Source organism: Sulfitobacter sp. W074 (assembly GCF_025142275.1).
Taxonomy (GTDB): Bacteria; Pseudomonadota; Alphaproteobacteria; order Rhodobacterales; family Rhodobacteraceae; genus Sulfitobacter; species Sulfitobacter profundi.
Genome location: NZ_CP081130.1, coordinates 1,676,107 through 1,694,457, shown reverse-complemented (window position 1 = coordinate 1,694,457; position 18,351 = coordinate 1,676,107). Strand labels below are relative to the sequence as shown.

The window sequence follows — 18,351 nt, the reverse complement described above, 5'->3', positions numbered from 1 at the left end:
CCCCTGCCGGAGGCCAGAGCCATGCAGTCCACGTTCACCATCGGAATCGAAGAAGAATACCTGCTCGTTGATAAGGATTCATTGGCACTGGCCGATGTGCCCGACGCTCTGATGACCGCCTGCCGAGAGGCGCTGCAAGATCAGGTCAGCCCCGAGTTTCTTGCCTGCCAGATCGAGATCGGCACCAAACCCTGCGAGACTGTGGCCGAGGCCCGCGAAGATTTGCGCCACCTGCGCCGCACAATTGCCGAACTGTCAGACAAGCACAATCTCGCACCGATCGCCGCGGGTTGCCATCCGTTCTCAGATTGGAAGGCGCAGGAAACTACGGAAAAACAACGCTATACCCAGCTTGAAAGCGAATTGGAAAACATCGCTCGGCGGATGCTGATCTGTGGCATGCATGTCCATGTTGGCCTCGAAGGCGACGATCTGCGGATCGACCTGATGCCGCAGCTTTCCTATTTCCTGCCGCATCTGCTTGCGCTTTCCGCGTCCTCCCCCCTTTGGCAGGGCGAAGACAGCGGACTTGCCTCCTACCGCATGTCGGTGATGGACAACATGCCCCGCACCGGGCTGCCGCCGCAGTTTGACAGCTGGGCGGAATATCAGCGCACGACCGATACGCTCGTTGACTTGGATATTATCGAAGACGCTTCGAAAGTCTGGTGGGATCTACGCCCGTCGGTTCATTACCCGACGCTGGAGACGCGTATTTTCGACGTGCAGCCGCGCATGGCCCATAGCTTGGGCTTGGCCGGACTGACCCAAGCGCTGTGCCGAATGCTCCTTAGGCTGCGCGACGCGAACCAGAGCTGGCGCAAATATGACCGTTTTCTGATCTCCGAAAACCGCTGGCGTGCCCAACGGTATGGCACGCGTGACAGCCTAATCGATTTTGGCGATCAAAAGATGAAGGGCTTTGACACCCTTTTCGAAGAGATCGTCGAACTGCTGGCCGAGGACGCCGAAGCGCTTCGCTGTCTCGATGAGGTCTGCGCCCTGCGCGATGTCGTCGCTAAGGGCACATCGGCTGAGCGGCAGCGCAAGGTCTGGGCCGACGCAGCCGAGGGAAAGGGCGGCGAGGCCGTCGTCCGCCATCTGATCGAGGAATACCACGCCGATCTGTGACGCTTGTTGCGGCACCTTTCGGCTGATAGAATTAAACAAGTGTTCAGTTCCAAGGACACATGACTTCAGGGAGGAGCCGCGATGGATTTCGCATTGAACGAGGAACAGACCGCCATTTTCGACATGGCCCATGCATTCGGGCAGGAGAATATCGCGCCCCACGCCCACCAATGGGAGAAAGACGGCACCATCCCCAAAGAGCTTTGGCCAGAGATCGGCGCATTGGGGTTCGGCGGGCTTTATGTCTCTGAAGAGACCGGCGGCGCGGGGCTCACACGTCTGGACGCCACGCTGGTCTTTGAGGCGCTGTCGATGGCCTGCCCCTCGGTCGCGGCGTTCCTGTCGATCCACAACATGTGCGCCAAGATGCTCGACACCTTTGCCAGTGACGAGATGAAAGAACGCGTGATGCCCAAGGTGCTCACGATGGAAACCGTGCTGAGCTATTGCCTGACCGAACCGGGCTCCGGCTCAGATGCGGCGGCGCTCAAGACCCGTTGCGCGCGCACAAACGACGGCTACACGCTGAACGGCACCAAGGCTTTCATCTCAGGCGGGGGCTATTCGGATGCCTATGTCACCATGGTGCGTACGTCGGATGACGGCGCTAAGGGTGTCTCGACAGTCTATGTCGAGGATGGCACGCCGGGTCTCAGCTTTGGCGGGCTAGAAGACAAGATGGGCTGGCGCAGCCAACCGACGGCGCTGGTGCAGTTTGATGACTGCAAGGTCGGTGCGGAGAACCTTGTTGGCGAAGAGGGCAAAGGCTTCAAATACGCGATGGCGGGCCTCGACGGTGGGCGGCTGAACATCTCGGCCTGCTCGCTCGGGGCCGCGCAAACTGCGCTGACCAAGACGCTGGAGTACATGGGCGACCGCAAAGCCTTTGGCCAGAGCATCGACCAGTTCCAAGGGCTGCAATTCCGCCTTGCCGATATGGAGATCGAGTTGCAAGCCGCGCGCACCTTCCTGCGCCAAGCGGCGTGGAAGCTCGACACTGGCGCGCCGGATGCGACCAAGTTCTGCGCTATGGCCAAGAAATTCGTGACTGAGACCGGCAGCAAGGTCGTCGACCAATGTCTGCAGTTGCACGGCGGCTATGGCTACCTTGCCGACTACGGGATCGAGAAACTGGTCCGCGACCTGCGGGTGCACCAGATCCTTGAGGGCACGAATGAGATCATGCGCGTGATCGTTGCCCGCGACATGCTCAAGAACCGCTGAGGCCCCCATGAGTGATATCCACATCCGCAAAGCGGGCCGCGCCGGACGCATCACACTCACCCGGCCCAAAGCGCTGAACGCGCTGAGCTACGACATGTGCATCGCCATCGAAAAGGCGATCGACGACTGGCGCGATGACCCTGAGGTCGCCGTGATCGTTCTGAATGCCGAGGGTGAAAAAGCCTTTTGCGCGGGCGGTGACGTGGCGCAGCTCTACCAAACGGGCAAGGATGGGGATTTCGACTTCGCCCGCCGTTTTTGGGCCGATGAATACCGGCTTAATAACAAGCTGCACGGCTTTCCCAAGCCGGTGATCTCCTTCATGCAGGGCTTCACCATGGGCGGCGGGGTCGGCATCGGCTGCCACGGCTCGCACCGGGTGGTGAGCGAAAGCAGCAAGATCGCCATGCCCGAATGCGGCATCGGTCTGGTGCCCGACGTGGGCGGCACACTGCTGCTGGCACAGGCACCGGGACGGATGGGCGAATACCTTGGCCTCACCGGTGCGCGGATGGGCGCGGGCGACGTGCTCCACGCCGGTTTCGCGGATTATTTTATCGCGCAAGCCGAATGGCCCGATCTTATCGCGCAACTGGAAGAGAACGGTGATCCCTTCATTCTCGACCGCGCGGCAAGCACCCCGCCCCCGTCCACGCTCGCAGAGGTTCAAGAGGAGGTGGACCGCCTCTTTCATGCCGAAAGCCTCAGTGAAATCGACGCGGCGCTTGCGATGTCCGACAGCGGTTTCGCCGCAGAAACAGTGAAAACCCTGCGCCGCAACTCCCCCCTGTCGATGGCCTGCACGCTTGAGATGCTGCGCCGCCTGCGCGGCCCCGACATCGGCATGGTCCCGGCACTGGAACAGGAATACCGTTTCACCGCGCGGTCACTGGAAAAAGGCGATTTCATCGAAGGTGTGCGCGCCGCGATCATCGACAAGGACCGCAGCCCCAAATGGCAACACGCCGACTGGGACGTGCCGCAGGCCGATATCGACGCCATGCTCGCCCCCTTGGGCGACAACGAATTGAAGTTGGAGGAAAATTCATGAGCAATCTTACAATCGGTTTCATCGGTCTGGGCAATATGGGCGGGCCCATGGCCGCCAATCTCGCCGCCGCTGGTCATACCGTGCGCGGCAATGACGTGGCCGGCACCACCGCCGGAGGGGTCGCCGAGGCCAAGACCATCGCCGAGGCGGTCGGGGATGCCGATGTGGTCATCACCATGCTGCCCAACGGCGCAATCCTGCGCCAAGTGGCCGAAGAAGCGGTCGCACATATGGCAGCGGGCGCGCTGCTGATCGATTGCTCCACCGTCGACGTCGAAAGCGCGCGTTTCGCGGCAGAGGCGGCGCAGAAGGCCGGATTGCTCTTTGTGGATGCCCCCGTCTCTGGCGGGATCGGCGGCGCGCAGGGCGGCACGCTCACCTTTATGGCGGGCGGCGCGGAGGCGGCCTTTGAAAAGGCCAAACCGCTGTTCGACATCATGGGTCAGAAAGCCGTTCATTGCGGCGATGCGGGCGCAGGCCAAGCGGCGAAAATCTGCAACAACATGATCCTTGGCGCCACGATGATCGCCACCTGCGAAGCCTTTGCACTGGCTGACAAACTGGGCCTTGATCGCGAACGGATGTTCGATGTGGTCAGCACGTCTTCGGGCTATTCTTGGTCGATGAACGCCTATTGCCCGGCCCCCGGCGTCGGCCCCCAATCGCCTGCCGACAACGACTACAAACCGGGGTTCGCGGCAGAGCTGATGCTCAAAGATCTGGGGCTGTCCCAACAGGCCGCGGAAATGGCCAATGCCGACACGCCGATGGGCGCGCTGGCCAAGGAACTCTACACCCGTTTCGTCGAGGAAGAAGGCGGCAAGGGCAAAGACTTCTCTGCCATGCTGCCCCGTTTTGAGCAGCGCGGCTGGCAAGGTTAAGCCGACCGCCCCCCACGCGGGAACGACATGACCCGAGCAGGCGTTAACTTCAGAATGACCCCATCTGAGGAAATCACCTGATGCGACGCCTGCTCATTACCACAATCCTGACCACCGCCTGCGCGACCGGCCCGCTGGCCGCCGCCGGAACCGGCTTTGCCCCGGCCCAGCCCGCGGTTGCCTTTGACAGCAGCGGCCCTGAGACGCTTTGGCTCGCCAAAGACGACAAGGGCGATAAGGGCAAAGACAAGAAAGACAAAAAGGCCAAGAAGAAGGACAAGCAGGAAAAGAAGGCCGAGAAGAAGAGAGAAAAGCGCGAGGAAAAGGCCGAGAAGCACAAAGAGAAGAAAGCCAAAAAAGACAAGAAAGACGATAAGATCGAGATCAAAATCAACGGTGATAAGGTCAAGATCAAAGGCGATGAGGTCAAACTGCCCAAGGGCATGGACCGCGCCGACTTTGATGAGCGCGTGACCCGCTTTACGCAGGACCGCGAGACTGTGGTCACCCGTCTTTTGAACACCCCGGCGCCCGAAGGGCGTGACATGGCCGCTATCCTCGGTGCGGCGGCGCTTGCCTTGGCCGCGCCTGAATTGAACGCAGCCGCCGTGCCCGAGGACGAGCTGATTACCTATCGCAACTGCCCCCCCGGTCTGGCCAAGAAAGACCCGCCCTGCGTGCCCCCCGGACTGGCAAAACAGGGCGTGACCTATGAACAATGGGCCAGCTATTCCGACGACGAGCTGGACACTCTGCTGGAAGCGCGGCGGCAACCCTATCTTGAGGCCGATCCGCTGACCGAACGCGAGTTGCTCCTACTGGAGTCCAACCAGATCGCACAGCTCTACAGCCTTGATGCCGCGCCTGCTGGCCATCGCTACGCGCTGATCGATGGTCAGCCGGTGCTGCTCAGCAACGAAGATCACACCGCCCTGCTGCGTATCAACGAATTGGCGCGGGTGCCCACCATTGGCTCAGGTGTGAACATCGCTCCGACCGCCGCGCTGACGCAGGCGGACCTCATCAATCTCTACCGTCTGGCCGAGCCGGAAGAAGGCTATAACTACGCGGTACTGAATGGGCAGGTGATTTCGCTGCGCGATAGCGCTTATGAGACGCTGCAACTGATCCGCATCGCCCGTGCCGTGTTGTAAGGACACGCCGCAGGCCAAGCCAACCAAGTGGCGGCGGTTATTCCGCCGCCACTTTTGTTTGCTTATACAGCATCGGCTTGAGGTACTTGCCGGTATGGCTTTCGGCCACGTCCGCGACCTTTTCGGGCGTCCCTGTAGCCACAACCCGGCCACCGCCGTTACCGCCTTCAGGGCCGATATCAATAATATGATCGGCGGTTTTCACCACATCTAGGTTATGCTCAATCACAACCACGGAATTGCCCTGATCGACCAATTCGTGCAGCACTTCCAACAGCTTGCGCACGTCTTCGAAATGCAGACCCGTTGTCGGTTCATCAAGGATATAAAGCGTGCGCCCGGTGGAGCGTTTGCTCAACTCCTTGCTGAGCTTCACCCGCTGCGCCTCACCGCCCGACAGGGTCGTGGCCTGCTGTCCGACCTTGATATAACCCAGCCCCACGCGCATCAGCGCATCCATCTTTTCACGGATCGACGGCACGGCGGCAAAGAAGCTTTGCGCATCTTCCACCGTCATATCGAGAACATCGGCGATGCTCTTACCCTTGAACCTCACCTCCAGCGTCTCGCGGTTATAGCGCGCGCCTTTGCAGGTCTCGCATTCCACGTAAACATCAGGGAGGAAGTGCATCTCAATCTTAATGACCCCGTCACCCTGACAGGCCTCGCAACGCCCGCCTTTGACGTTGAAAGAGAAACGCCCGGGCTTATAGCCGCGCTCTTTCGCTTCCGGCAAACCGGCGAACCAATCCCGGATCGGCGTGAAGGCCCCGGTGTAGGTCGCTGGGTTCGAACGCGGAGTCCGACCGATGGGCCGCTGGTCAATATCGATGACCTTGTCGAGATGTTCCAACCCTTTGATGGTCTGACAAGGCGCAGGTGTCTGCCGCGCGCCGTTCAGGTTCATCGAAGCGGTTTTGAACAGGGTTTCGATCGTGAGGGTGGATTTGCCGCCCCCCGACACGCCCGTAACACAGACGAATTTACCCAGCGGGAAATCTACTGTCACATTCTGCAAATTGTTGCCGGTGGCCTTCACGACCTGCAGCTTCTTCTTGTTCCCCTTGCGCCGCTTCGCCGGGACCGAGATTTCACGAACGCCGGTAAGATACTGACCAGTAACAGAATTCGGATCATTAGCCACCTGTTCAGGCGTGCCATGGCTTACCACTTGCCCGCCGTGAACCCCAGCACCCGGCCCAATGTCGAACACATAATCAGCCTCGCGGATGGCCTCTTCGTCGTGCTCTACAACGATCACCGTATTTCCCTGATCCCGCAGGTTCTTCAAGGTATCCAGCAATCGGTCATTATCGCGCTGATGCAGCCCGATCGACGGTTCATCAAGCACGTAAAGCACGCCCGTCAGGCCAGAGCCAATCTGGCTTGCCAAGCGGATTCGCTGGCTCTCGCCACCACTTAAAGTACCACTTGAACGCGACATCGTAAGGTACTCAAGACCCACGTTATTTAGAAACCCAAGACGTTCCCGGATTTCCTTTAGAATGGCTTTCGCGATTTCATTCTTTTGCGGGGTCAGATGGTCTGGTACCGCCTTGCACCAGTCAAAGGCTTCACGGATCGACATCTCCACCACCTTACCGATGTGGAGCAACTCGTTCTCATTGCCAGTCGTGGGGCCAATCCGTACCGCAAGCGCTTCGGGCCGCAAGCGATAGCCGCCACAGGTGCCACAGGGGCGGTTGTTCTGATAGCGCTCAAACTCCTCGCGGACCCAGTTGCTGTCCGTTTCGCGGTAGCGGCGCTGCATATTGGGGATCACCCCCTCAAACACGCGCTTGACCTCATAAACGCGCCCGCCTTCGTCATAGCGGAAGGTAATCTCTTCTTTGCCGGAACCACGAAGGAACACCTCTTGCACCTTCTCAGGCAAGTCTTTCCAGCGGGTCTTTTGGTCAAAATTATAATGTTTCGCAATGGCTTCGATGGTTTGCTTAAAGTACGGGGACTTCCCCTTACGCCAAGGCGCCAAGGCCCCGTCATAGATTTTCAGGTTCTGATCCGGCACCACCAAACGCTCGTCAAAAAAGAGCTCGACCCCAAGGCCATCACAAGAGGGGCAAGCCCCAAAAGGCGCGTTGAAGGAAAACAGTCGCGGCTCAATCTCGGGAATGGTGAAGCCACTGACAGGGCAGGCAAATTTTTCCGAAAACGTATGACGCTCGGGCTCGCCTTCACTGGGCGCCGTTTCGAGAATGGCGATGCCATCGGCAAGGTCGAGCGCCGTGCGCAGCGAGTCCGCCAGGCGCGTTTCCAGCCCTTCGCGCACCACGATCCGGTCGACGACAACATCAATGTCATGGCGGAATTTCTTGTCCAACGTCGGCGGCTCATCCAGATCGTAGAATTCACCGTTCACCTTGACCCGTTGAAAGCCTTGCTTGCGCAATTCTATGAACTCTTTGCGGTATTCGCCTTTGCGGTCGCGAATAATCGGCGCCAGCAGATAGGCCCGCGTGCCCTCTTCCATGGTCATGATCCGGTCGACCATGTCCTGCACCTGCTGGGCTTCGATGGGTTTGCCGGTGGCCGGGCTATAGGGGGTGCCGACGCGGGCGAACAACAGCCGCAGATAGTCGTAAATCTCGGTCACCGTGCCGACGGTGGATCGGGGGTTCTTTGAGGTGGTCTTCTGTTCGATTGAAATCGCGGGGCTGAGACCGGAAATGTGATCCACATCCGGTTTTTGCATCATATCAAGGAACTGCCGCGCGTAGGCCGACAGTGATTCCACATAGCGCCGCTGCCCTTCGGCATAGATCGTGTCGAAGGCAAGGCTCGACTTGCCCGAGCCGGAAAGCCCGGTAATTACAACCAGTTGGTCACGCGGAATATCCACGTCGATGTTCTTTAGATTGTGCTCGCGCGCGCCGCGCACTTCGATGTTCTTCAGCTCAGCCATGACATGCCCCTCTTAACGGTTTGTACATAGGTGCTGATGCAGTGTTTTCCAACGGAAAAGTGAGAACTAAACAGGAACGCACCGACTGCGACGTCGGGCCGCACCAAGGAGGAGATGTGCCACCAGCCCCATAACAAAGGCCCCACCCGCCAATAAAGGCAAGGCCGCGCCGCCAAAGCTCGCTAACCCGAACGCCATGACCGGTGTGCCAAGGCTGTTTCCAAGGTTCCCCATCTGCGCCACTGCGCCGTTTGCCTGCGCCTGCGCGGCGGGGCCGCTGTTGAGTTGCGCGACCGCGGTAAAACTTGCGCCTTGGATCAGCCCCATGGCCCCAGCCAGTGCCAAACAGGCCAAGGGCGCGCCGGGCGCGAGCCAGAGCCAAAGCATAGAAAGGGCGGAAAGGGCAAAACCAGTTTGCACAACAGAGACCGCCGGTAGACGGCGGAGCAACGCGACGCCGATGGTCATCGAGACCGCGATGCTGGTCAGCGGCATGGCCGCCATGGTGGGCGCGCGCCATGCTTCCGGGAGGTAGGGCGGCAAGACAGTGAGGATGGAAACGAAACTGAATGTATAGAACAGCCAACCCACCGCCGGGGCGGAAAGGAAGGGAGAGCGGTAGATCGCGAGGTGATCACGCAGTATCTGCGGCAAAGAGAATGGCGGCTGAGGGCCCTCGTCCGGCAGACTGCGTAAGCTGCCGGAAAGCACCAGCGCACAGCCCGCCATATAGAGCGCGTGGACGGCGAAAAGCGCAGGCACGCCCCATGTCAGCGCAAGCGGGCGGCCTATGAGGGTCAGGATCGCGAAAGCCACGCCAAAGAAGGTGCCCCAGAGGGTCAGGGTAAACCCACGGTCCTTCACGGTACTGAGTTGCGCAATCAACGTCGGCGCGGCAACGACGATGGCCAGATGCGACAGCCCTTCGACCACGCGGCTGGCCAGCATCCAACCAAACCCCGGCAGCAGCGCCTGAAAGGCCGATACAGCCGCGCCCAGCCACAGGGCAAATAGCAGCGCGCGACGGTAGCGGATACGGGCGACCACCAGCCCCGCCACAACGCCAAGGAGGATACCGACACCGCCCACCATTGAAACCAAGAAGCCCAGCGACGCTCCGGCCTGCGGATAAATCTTTGGAAGCAGGTCGAAGATGACGCTCATCTTACCATATTGCGCCGCCGCCCCCAGGCCCGCGGCCCAAAGCGCGAACACGCGCGGAAAGGAGGTTTGGTCAGCCATTAGCTCTCAGTTCTTCTGGGCCAGCGCCCAAGCGCAAAGCGGCATTTCGGGATCGTTAGTCAGGTCATCCGTGTTTTTATCGAAACGCGGCGGCCAGTCGGGTTCAAGATTGCGGGCGGCGGCGGCACGGTTACCCCATTGTCGCGCGATGACCCGGCTCTCGTCGAAGCCGGCTTCGATCAGCAAGTTCTTCAGCCCCCGTGCGGACCAGCGCGAATTGTCATTGGGGGCCGCATGAAAGGGGATGAAAAACGGAACAGCGATCCAGAAATACCCGCCCGCTCTGAGCATCTGTTGCACATGGGCCAGCGCCGTATAAGGCCGGTCAAGATGCTCCCAGACCTGATTGGCGAGGATCAGATCAAACTGCCGCACGGCACTGGTTTCGGGGTCGGTAAATGGACCTGCGCAGATGTCATAAGCCGGGTAGCCAAACTGGATATAGCTCTTGAATGCGAAGCGCTTACCGAACCTGCCAGAGATTTCGGCGGCATCCAGCGTCGCCGGGTTCAAACGGCCAATCAGCCGACGGCTGCTGCGGTGCATGACGACACGGTTAAGGCTGACCACGACATGGCTCCCGACGGATTGGCCAAATTGCGGCGGGGCGAGGCGCGGTCAATGCACCCTGCCCCGCCCGCGTTACATGTGGATCACGCGGTCAAAGGCGTCGAGCACGGATTCGTGCATCATCTCGCTGAGTGTTGGATGCGGGAAGACGGTGTTCATCAGGTCTTCTTCGGTGGTCTCCAACTGGCGGCCCACGACGTAGCCTTGGATCAGCTCGGTCACCTCGGCCCCGACCATATGCGCGCCCAGAAGTTCGCCAGTTTTGGCATCAAAGATGGTTTTCACCAGCCCTTCCGGCTCCCCCAAGGCCACGGCCTTGCCATTGCCGATAAAGGGGAAGCGACCAACCTTGATGTCATAGCCTTGCTCTTTGGCCTTCGCCTCGGTCAGGCCGACAGAGGCGACCTGCGGATGGCAATAGGTGCAACCGGCGATGCTTTCGGGTTTGACGGGATGTGGTTTCTGGCCCGCGATGAGTTCGGCCACCATCACCCCTTCATGGCTCGCTTTATGCGCAAGCCACGGCGCACCAGCGATGTCGCCGATGGCATAGAGCCCGTCGACACCTGTGCGGCAATATTTGTCCGTCACCACATGGGTCCGGTCAACTTTGACGCCAAGTTCTTCCAGGCCCAGACCTTCGGTATTGCCGACAATGCCAACCGCAGAGATCACGGTGTCGAACTCAAGCTTTTCGACTTTGCCGTCACGTTCGATATGGGCGGTAACCTTGTCGTCCGCACGGTCGAGTTTCTTGACCGTGGCCTTTTGCATGATGGTCATGCCCTGCTTCTCAAACGCCTTCTTGGCGAATTTAGAGATTTCTTCATCTTCTACTGGCAGAACACGGTCCATCACCTCGACCACGGTCGTGTCAGCGCCGAGTGTGTTGTAGAAGCTGGCGAATTCGATCCCGATGGCGCCGGAGCCGATGACCAGTAGCTTCTTGGGGTCATGGACGGGCTGCAAGGCGTGGCGGTAGGTCCAGACGCGCTTGCCATCCGCCTCGAGCCCCGGCAGTTCGCGGGCGCGGGCGCCGGTTGCCAGAACGATGTTCTTGGCCGTCAACTCTTCGCTGCCCTTGTCAGTTTTGACAGAGACCTTGCCCTTTGCCGGGATCGAGGCTTCGCCCATGAAGACGTCGACCTTGTTCTTCTTCAGCAGATGTTTGACCCCGCCTTCCATCTGCTTGGCGACGCCACGCGAGCGTTTGACCACCGCTTCGAGATCATAGTCGATCTTATCCGCTGCCAGACCAAAGTCCTTGGCGCGGTGCATCAGGTGAAACACTTCGGCAGAGCGCAGCAGCGCCTTGGTGGGGATACAGCCCCAGTTGAGGCAGATGCCGCCCAGATTTTCTCGCTCAACAACCGCGACCTTCAGGCCTAGCTGTGCGCCACGGATGGCGGCGACATAGCCGCCCGGCCCCGCACCGATCACGATCAGATCAAAGGATTTGGCAGCCATGGCAAGGACCTCGCGTTAGGGTTTGCAAATATAGTTTACCGCTAAACCATATTTGCAATCGCCACAACCACGCGAATTTACCCTGCCCTGCCGAAGCTCAGGCCGCTTGCAGATTTTCACGCAGCTGTTTGACGGTCCGGCCATATCCGCCCTCGTCGATATAAGAGGTCTCCTGCGCGGTGAAACTGCGCGACAGCGCCGCGTTTCGGTAGGGAAAGCGGCCAAACTGACGGATCACTTCGCGGTGCGCGCGGGCGTGCAGCAGGTTGCTGCCATTGCTTTCCGGCATCCGTTCGCACATCAAACGCACGCAACGGTCCTGATCGCAGAGGTTCTCTGAATGCATCAGCGGCAGGTAGAAAAACTGCCGCTCGGGCGCTTCCACGCGCATGTCCCAGCCCTTCTCGATCCCCAGCTTCGCGGCCGCGAGCGCGATACGATCGCTGGCAAATGCCTTGCCGGTATCGCGGAACATATTGCGCGGGAATTGATCGGTCACGATCAAAAAGGCCAGCGCGTCGGTAGGATTGGTCAGCCAATGGTTCAGCTTGCCCGCCTCTGCCTCACTCCAGAGCCCCTCGAAACGGCTGCGGATCTCGGCGTCCAGCGCATCGGAACTATTGTACCATCCCGCCGGACCCACGTCCTTGAGCCAGAAATTCAGTACATCTTGGGGTTCTGCATTTGTGGCAGCCATCCCGCACACTCCTTTGCCGTCATCTGGGCGTTTCGTTAAAGTTAAGAACGTCTTACCCCAAAAGCCTAGTCACGTTTTATGTCATCCGCGACATCGTTATCGCTATCAGGGGCGTTTTTGTCAGCTTCGGCGTTTTCTTGGGCAGCTTCTTCGGCGGCTTCCTGTTCCGATTCAATGGCATACTCTTGCGCGATTTCCACGGCCACCGCGGTGGCAGAGGGGTAAATCGGCACGTAGTTGCCCGTTTCGTCCACCGGAACCGCAGCACGCTGCGTCTTACGGTAGGAAGCATAGCCGGCCAGCGCGGCAAAGAGCACGGCGGTAAAGAGGTAAAAGCCCCCCGGCCCCAGAGCCGTGCCCATCATCCAACCGGTAATCACCGGGCCAAGGACGGCACCTAAGCCGTTGATAAACAACATCCCACCCGAGGCCGCGGCCATATCCTCTTGTTCGAGGAAATCGTTGGTATGGGCCATAATCAGCGAGTAAAGCGGATTCGACATGCCGCCCACAACAAAGGCCGTAGCGAGCAGGATCGGAAAGATATGCCCCAGCATCATGCCGACCATGGAGCCCGCGCCACCGATCAGCGCGGTGATGACGATCAGGCTGCGTCGGTCCATCCGGTCAGAAATCCAGCCGATGGGATATTGCAGGATCACCGAACCGACAAAGAAGGCCGCCACGAAAAGTGAGATCTGCGCGACGCTCAGCCCTGCCTCGGCACCGTAAACCGCCGCCATGCCGAACTGCGCCGAGAAAACACCGCCCAAAAGGAACATGCCGACACAGCCGAGCGGAGAAGTCTCCATCAGGGTGCTCAAGCTCATCGGTTTGGTGGTGCCGAAGGGCGGTGTGGGGCTGATCGACAGCAGGATCGGCGTGACCGCGATGCTCACCAAAACCGAAGGAATAACAAAGAGCACAAAGCCCGACGGGTCAGCCGTCAGCAACAGCGCTTGGGCGATGACGATGCCGAGTGTTTGCACGATCATATAGGCCGAAAGCGCCTGCCCCCGGTTCTCGTTGGTGGCGGCATTGTTGAGCCAGCTTTCAGCGGTCACGTAAACAGCCGAGAAACAAAAGCCGATCAGCACCCGGCCCAGCGACCAAACGATGGTATTGGGGAATGTCGGGTAGAGGATCATCACCGCCGAGATCAGCGAGGCCAGCGCCGCAAAGACCCGCACGTGGCCCACACGCCGGATCATCCCCGGCGCCATCCGCGACCCGCCTAAAAAACCGACGAAGTAAGCCGACATGACGATCGACATTTGCAGGGTCGAAAACCCTTCGATGCCGCCGCGAATACCCAGCAAAGTGCCCTGCATGCCGTTGCCGACCATCAACAGGCACATGCCCAGCAATAGCGCCCATGCGCTTGAAACCACTTGAATCATCGGTCAATTCCTTGTTCGCCCAAGCCCTCCCATGGACGGCAATCGCAGGCTAGTCACCCCCTAGAACGACATTCAAGCGGGTTTTTGCGCCTCAGGCAGCAGAAGAGAGGAATCGCCGTATGAAAAGAAACGGTATTTTTCGGCGATGGCATGGGCATAAATGTCTTTTACCTGCTGCACGCCCATCAGGGCCGAGACCAGCATCATCAGCGTGGATTTGGGCAGGTGAAAATTCGTCATCAGCCCATCGGTCACATTGAAGTCGAACCCCGGCGTGATGAAAATATCGGTATCCCCTTCCCACGCCGCGATCTGCCCGCCGCGCGCCGCTGTTTCGATCAGGCGCAGCGCGGTGGTGCCCACGGGGATCACGCGCCCTCCGGCGGCACGGGTGGCGGTGATCTCTTTGGCGGCCTCGGCGCTCACTCGGCCCCATTCGGCGTGCATTTTGTGCTCGGAAATGTCATCGACCTTGACCGGCAGGAAGGTGCCCGCCCCGACATGCAGGGTGACATGGCTAAAGGTGACCCCCTTGGCCGCCAGCGCCCCGAGCAGCGCCTCGTCGAAATGCAGCGACGCCGTGGGGGCCGCGACCGCGCCTGCGTGGCGGGCAAAGACGGTTTGGTAATCCGTCATATCCTGCGCGTCAGCCGCGCGCTTTGCGGCGATATAGGGCGGCAGCGGCATGGCCCCGGCCGCGTTCAGCGCAGCATCGAAATCATCACCTGTGCAGTTGAACCGCAGATGCCCTTGCCCGTCTTCCACCGCCTCAAGCGTGGCGCGCAGATCGTCGGAAAAGACGACTTCTTCGCCGATTTTCAGCTTGCGCAGGGGTTTGATCAACGCCGACCACGTGCCATCGCCGCGCGGCTCTAAAAGCGTGACTTCGATTTTGGCCTGCACCGCCCCTTGGGCCGAGGCACGGTGGCGCAGCCCAGAAAGCCGCGCCGGGATCACACGAGTGTCGTTCAGCACCAAACGGTCGCCGGGGCGCAGCCAGTCTGTCAGGTCGGTCACGCGGCGGTCATGCAACTGATCCCCCGCGGCCACCAGCAACCGGGCGGAGCTGCGCGGATTGGCGGGGCGCGTGGCAATCAATTCCTCGGGCAGGTCGAAATCGAAATCGGAGAGCTTCATCGGTCGGCGTTCCTATTGGTCTGGCAGCATAGGTCGCCCGGCGCTTAGCGGTCCTCTGGCACCCGGGCAACCGGATTCGCTTGGCCCTGCACCGCCGGGGGTGTTGGGGGCGGGCGGCGGAACAACTCGCGGAACATGCCGGGCGTGAGCGCCGAGAGCGGATTAACCGAGACGCTCGGCTCTTTCGCGGCGCCGGTCAGACGGTAGTTGAACCCGATCAGCCCCTCGCCCTTGCGGGTGAACAGCGACCCGATCCCGTTGAACATATAGACCGGAGAGATCACGCCCTGCATGTCGATCAACCCACTGTCGAGCGCATAGACCCCATCCATCGACAGCCCCAAGGACGCGCCCACGGCGCTGGCCTCGGTCAGGGTCAGGCGGTTCGGGGTCAAGCGAAACTTCGCCTCAACATCGTCAAAGTAAATGCCATCGCCGTTGAGTTCGTTGATCAACCCCACGACCGAAATGGCATTCACCAGCGCCGCGATCCCGGGCGCGTCTTGAATGGCGACATTGCTGACCTCAAGCTGCCCATCAAAGGCCCCGCCTGACCCGACAGGCAGCAGGGTAAGCGACAGATTGCCCCCGACGACCTGTTTCACCAGCCCGGCCGAGCGCAGTATCCCGCCCGCATCATCCGAGACCACGCGCACCGCGCTGCGCCCGCCTTGGGGCAGGACACGCCCTTGCACAGGCGTGCCGCCGTTGAGCCGCGCAGTAAAGGACCCGTCCATCCCCTTGGCCGTGTCAAAGGTGCCCGCAAGGTTCGTGAGGTAAATCGTATCGGTGATTTGCAGCCGGTCCAGCGCCACGCGCATCGGCGGTCCGGCTTGCCCCCCGGCCCCGCCGAATTCGGCCCGGCGCATGTCCAGCGTGCCGCCGCCCAGCACCACCTGCACCGGATTGCCCTTGCCACGCCCGATCAGTTGCACGGGGATATCAAGCCAGTCGCCGCGCCGCAGACGGTCTATCCGCACTCGGTCCAACGCGCCGCCGGGTTCAAGGTCAATGGAGCCTGCCACCCGCAGCCCCGGCGCGTTCAGTTGAAAGGCGTCGATGTTCGGCGTCTCGCCCAACCGTCCGGCCAGCCGCAATTCGCCTTTGGTCGCCGGTGCTTTGGACCACGATAGCTGCGGCACGGAAACGCCCAAGCCCGCCAAATCGCTTTGCAGTGAAAACCGCGGTGCCGCGCCTTTCTTGAGGTCCACCGCAATCTGTCCGCTGCTCTCCCCGCGAAGGCTGCCGGGGGGCAGTGCGACGCCAAAAGCTTCGAGCCCGGCAGAAGTCAGCGCCACTTGGGCAGTCAGCCTGCTTTCGTCAGAGCCGGGCGCAATCGCCTGCGACCATTCCCCGTCGAAACCCACGCCATCGATACGTCCTTCGCCGCCGATGGTGATCCGATCATTGCTGGCGGTGATGGCCAGTTTGCTGGCCTGAAGGCTGCGGTTCTTGACCAGTGTATCGGTCGAGAGCGACAGCAAATCCCCCGCGAAGTGATAGCGCACATCTTCGGGCTTGCCGCCCTTTTTCAACGGCAGCGCCAGCGTGCCTTTCAGCACCGCCTCCCCATCCGCAAGCGTCACCGGCAGCCCGGCCTTGTCCATCACCCGCATCGGCGGCTGGTTCAGCAGCGACAGCGCGGCGGTCAGGGTTGACCGGGTATTGAGCCGGATCACCGAAGGGCTGCCGTCTTTCACGCGCACATCCGGGATGATGAAAGACGACCCATCCAGCGTCACCGCCCCGCCCTGCGGCGCGATCACCTCGCCTGCGTCCACCGTGACGACAAGACGATTATCGAGCAGGCTCATATGGCCGCTGCCGTCGGTGATATGCGGCAGGGTTTTCAAAAACCGCACCTCGGCCCCGGCGTAGTCGAAGGCCACATAGGTCTGCGGCACCTGCCCCGGTGCCATGCGCAGCGCCAGATCAAGATTGCGCATCCGGCCTGAATGAAGGTTCTCGTCGAGCCATTTGCGGGTCTTGGGTTTCACCCCCTCGGGCCAGAGCGCCAGCAGACGCTCCGGGCTCAGCCTGTCCATGCGCCCGTCGAGCGACAGGTTCCAGCCCTCAGGCTCGGCCACAAGCGCCCCATTAAGGCGCAGGCTACGGCCCTGATCGCTGATCTCCAAACGGCCCAGTTTCAGGCGAAACGGGTTGAGGCTGAGTTCAAAGTCGATATCCGCCTGATCCAAGGCCACCGTCTCGGGGTAGACTTCCGCCGGATTGGCGCGCAGATCGCGTAAGGAAAACTGCCCTACCATCCGCCCCGGAATGCCCCCCGTGACATCGCCCAGTTGCGAAGTGCCGGTGATGTTGCCCGACACCCAAGGGCTGTCGAGTGACATCTCGTCAAAGCGCAAAAGCTGGCGCGCGGGGTGATAGCTGAAGTAGCTCTGCGCCCCATCAAAGGGGATCGGCTTGGTCTGTGAGTTGGGCTGCAACACGCCTTTGCCGATTTGCAGCGATGCGTTGATCGGCGCAAAGCGGCCCGCGCTGTCGATCCCGCTGCGCACCGCGCCCGAAATATTGGCGCGCAGCACCTCTAGCCATGAAAACGCAGGCCCCTGTGCTGCGATGTCGCGCGCATCGATCCCGTCGAATGTCACACCAAAGGTCGCGGCATTCTGGCCGATGCGGCTGCTGTAATTCGCGGTGAGCGTGGCCACATCGGCCCCACCGCTCAGCACCGCAAGATCGGCCGACAGGTCAAGTTGATCGCCGCTGCGCGACAGGCGCAGCCGCCCGCCATCGCCGGTCCAAGCCCGGCCCGCGCGGGCATCCTCGAACCGCAGGGTCAGGGCGCGCAGCTCAACCGAGCGTAGGGCCGAGAGCGCGGGGGCGGCCAGCACCTCGTCGATCTGACCGATGAGTTGCGGCAGGGTCGCGGCCTCACGCTCAGGCGGGGCGATCCCGGCCCCGGCAGAGAGGCTCACCCGGCCATCCGCCCCCCGGCGCAGGTTTGCCACCACGCCTGAAAGGGAAATCGCCCGCGGCTGTGCCACACCGCGCAGCAGTGACCGCATCGACAGGCTGGCCTTGAACTCATTGAAACTGACGATCTCGTCGCCTTCGGGGGTGGTGACAAAGATATCTTGCAGCCGCACGCGCGGCCGCCAGCCTTCGTCGACGACGAATTCCATCGCGCCGAAATCCACCCGCGCCTGCGGCAGCGCAGTCGCGATCCGCGCCTCGATCCGCTCTTGCACCCAAAGCGGCGCGGGGATCGGACGCCCGGTGAAATAGACCGCCGCCCCCGTCGCCAGCGCCGCCAATAGCACCAACACCACAACCAATGCGATCCCCGCGCGGCGGCGCGGCCTGCGGCGGGACGACCCTTCGCCGTCTGGCGCAGGGGGGCTGGAAGGGGATGGGTCGCGCATCGGGCTCCGGTTCGGATAGGGCGGCTTTCGGGGGCGGCTTTGACGTTGTCAAATCAGATGCAGTATGACAGCCCTGAACGACCCTTCA

The 18,351-nt window shown here is 61.1% G+C and carries 13 protein-coding genes; 5 read left to right on the top strand and 8 right to left on the bottom strand.

Going from position 1 to position 18,351, the window contains the following annotated elements:
- Nucleotides 1-21 precede the first annotated feature (21 nt).
- From K3762_RS08360 to K3762_RS08340, 5 genes are all read left to right on the top strand, one after another.
- Nucleotides 22-1,131, top strand: coding sequence for a carboxylate-amine ligase (locus tag K3762_RS08360; RefSeq protein WP_260012747.1), 1,110 nt, complete (start codon nt 22-24; stop codon nt 1,129-1,131).
- 81 nt (nt 1,132-1,212) lie between these two features.
- Nucleotides 1,213-2,355, top strand: coding sequence for an acyl-CoA dehydrogenase family protein (locus K3762_RS08355; RefSeq protein ID WP_260012745.1), 1,143 nt, complete (start codon nt 1,213-1,215; stop codon nt 2,353-2,355).
- Nucleotides 2,356-2,362: 7 nt separating this feature from the next.
- Nucleotides 2,363-3,406, top strand: a complete 1,044-nt coding sequence (locus K3762_RS08350; protein ID WP_132443537.1) for an enoyl-CoA hydratase/isomerase family protein — start codon at nt 2,363-2,365, stop codon at nt 3,404-3,406.
- The gene (gene mmsB, locus K3762_RS08345; protein ID WP_260012743.1) at nt 3,310-4,287 is read left to right on the top strand and encodes a 3-hydroxyisobutyrate dehydrogenase; all 978 of its coding nucleotides are present in this window, start codon (nt 3,310-3,312) and stop codon (nt 4,285-4,287) included. The genes K3762_RS08350 and mmsB overlap by 97 nt, the downstream gene beginning before the upstream one ends.
- An 80-nt stretch (nt 4,288-4,367) precedes the next feature.
- On the top strand, nt 4,368-5,441 hold the full coding sequence (locus tag K3762_RS08340; RefSeq protein WP_260012741.1) for a transketolase: 1,074 nt from the start codon (nt 4,368-4,370) through the stop codon (nt 5,439-5,441).
- A 37-nt stretch (nt 5,442-5,478) separates the two neighbouring features.
- Here K3762_RS08340 and uvrA read toward each other — a convergent pair whose 3' ends face one another.
- From uvrA to K3762_RS08300, 8 genes are all read right to left on the bottom strand, one after another.
- Nucleotides 5,479-8,364, bottom strand: a complete 2,886-nt coding sequence (gene uvrA / locus K3762_RS08335) for an excinuclease ABC subunit UvrA (RefSeq protein WP_132443538.1) — start codon at nt 8,362-8,364, stop codon at nt 5,479-5,481.
- Nucleotides 8,365-8,430: 66 nt separating this feature from the next.
- A complete protein-coding gene (locus K3762_RS08330; RefSeq protein WP_132443539.1) occupies nt 8,431-9,606 on the bottom strand; it encodes an MFS transporter in 1,176 nt (391 codons plus the stop codon).
- Between the two features lie 6 nt (nt 9,607-9,612).
- Nucleotides 9,613-10,176, bottom strand: coding sequence for a methyltransferase domain-containing protein (locus K3762_RS08325; RefSeq protein WP_240791531.1), 564 nt, complete (start codon nt 10,174-10,176; stop codon nt 9,613-9,615).
- Nucleotides 10,177-10,248: 72 nt separating this feature from the next.
- Nucleotides 10,249-11,643, bottom strand: coding sequence for a dihydrolipoyl dehydrogenase (gene lpdA, locus K3762_RS08320; RefSeq protein WP_132443540.1), 1,395 nt, complete (start codon nt 11,641-11,643; stop codon nt 10,249-10,251).
- 97 nt (nt 11,644-11,740) lie between these two features.
- On the bottom strand, nt 11,741-12,340 hold the full coding sequence (locus K3762_RS08315; protein WP_067626556.1) for a DUF924 family protein: 600 nt from the start codon (nt 12,338-12,340) through the stop codon (nt 11,741-11,743).
- Between the two features lie 65 nt (nt 12,341-12,405).
- The gene (locus K3762_RS08310) at nt 12,406-13,740 is read right to left on the bottom strand and encodes an MFS transporter (RefSeq protein ID WP_067938394.1); all 1,335 of its coding nucleotides are present in this window, start codon (nt 13,738-13,740) and stop codon (nt 12,406-12,408) included.
- Between the two features lie 72 nt (nt 13,741-13,812).
- Nucleotides 13,813-14,877, bottom strand: coding sequence for a tRNA preQ1(34) S-adenosylmethionine ribosyltransferase-isomerase QueA (gene queA, locus K3762_RS08305; RefSeq protein WP_132443541.1), 1,065 nt, complete (start codon nt 14,875-14,877; stop codon nt 13,813-13,815).
- Nucleotides 14,878-14,921: 44 nt separating this feature from the next.
- A complete protein-coding gene (locus tag K3762_RS08300) occupies nt 14,922-18,263 on the bottom strand; it encodes a DUF3971 domain-containing protein (RefSeq protein ID WP_260012738.1) in 3,342 nt (1,113 codons plus the stop codon).
- Between the last annotated feature and the right edge of the window lie 88 nt (nt 18,264-18,351).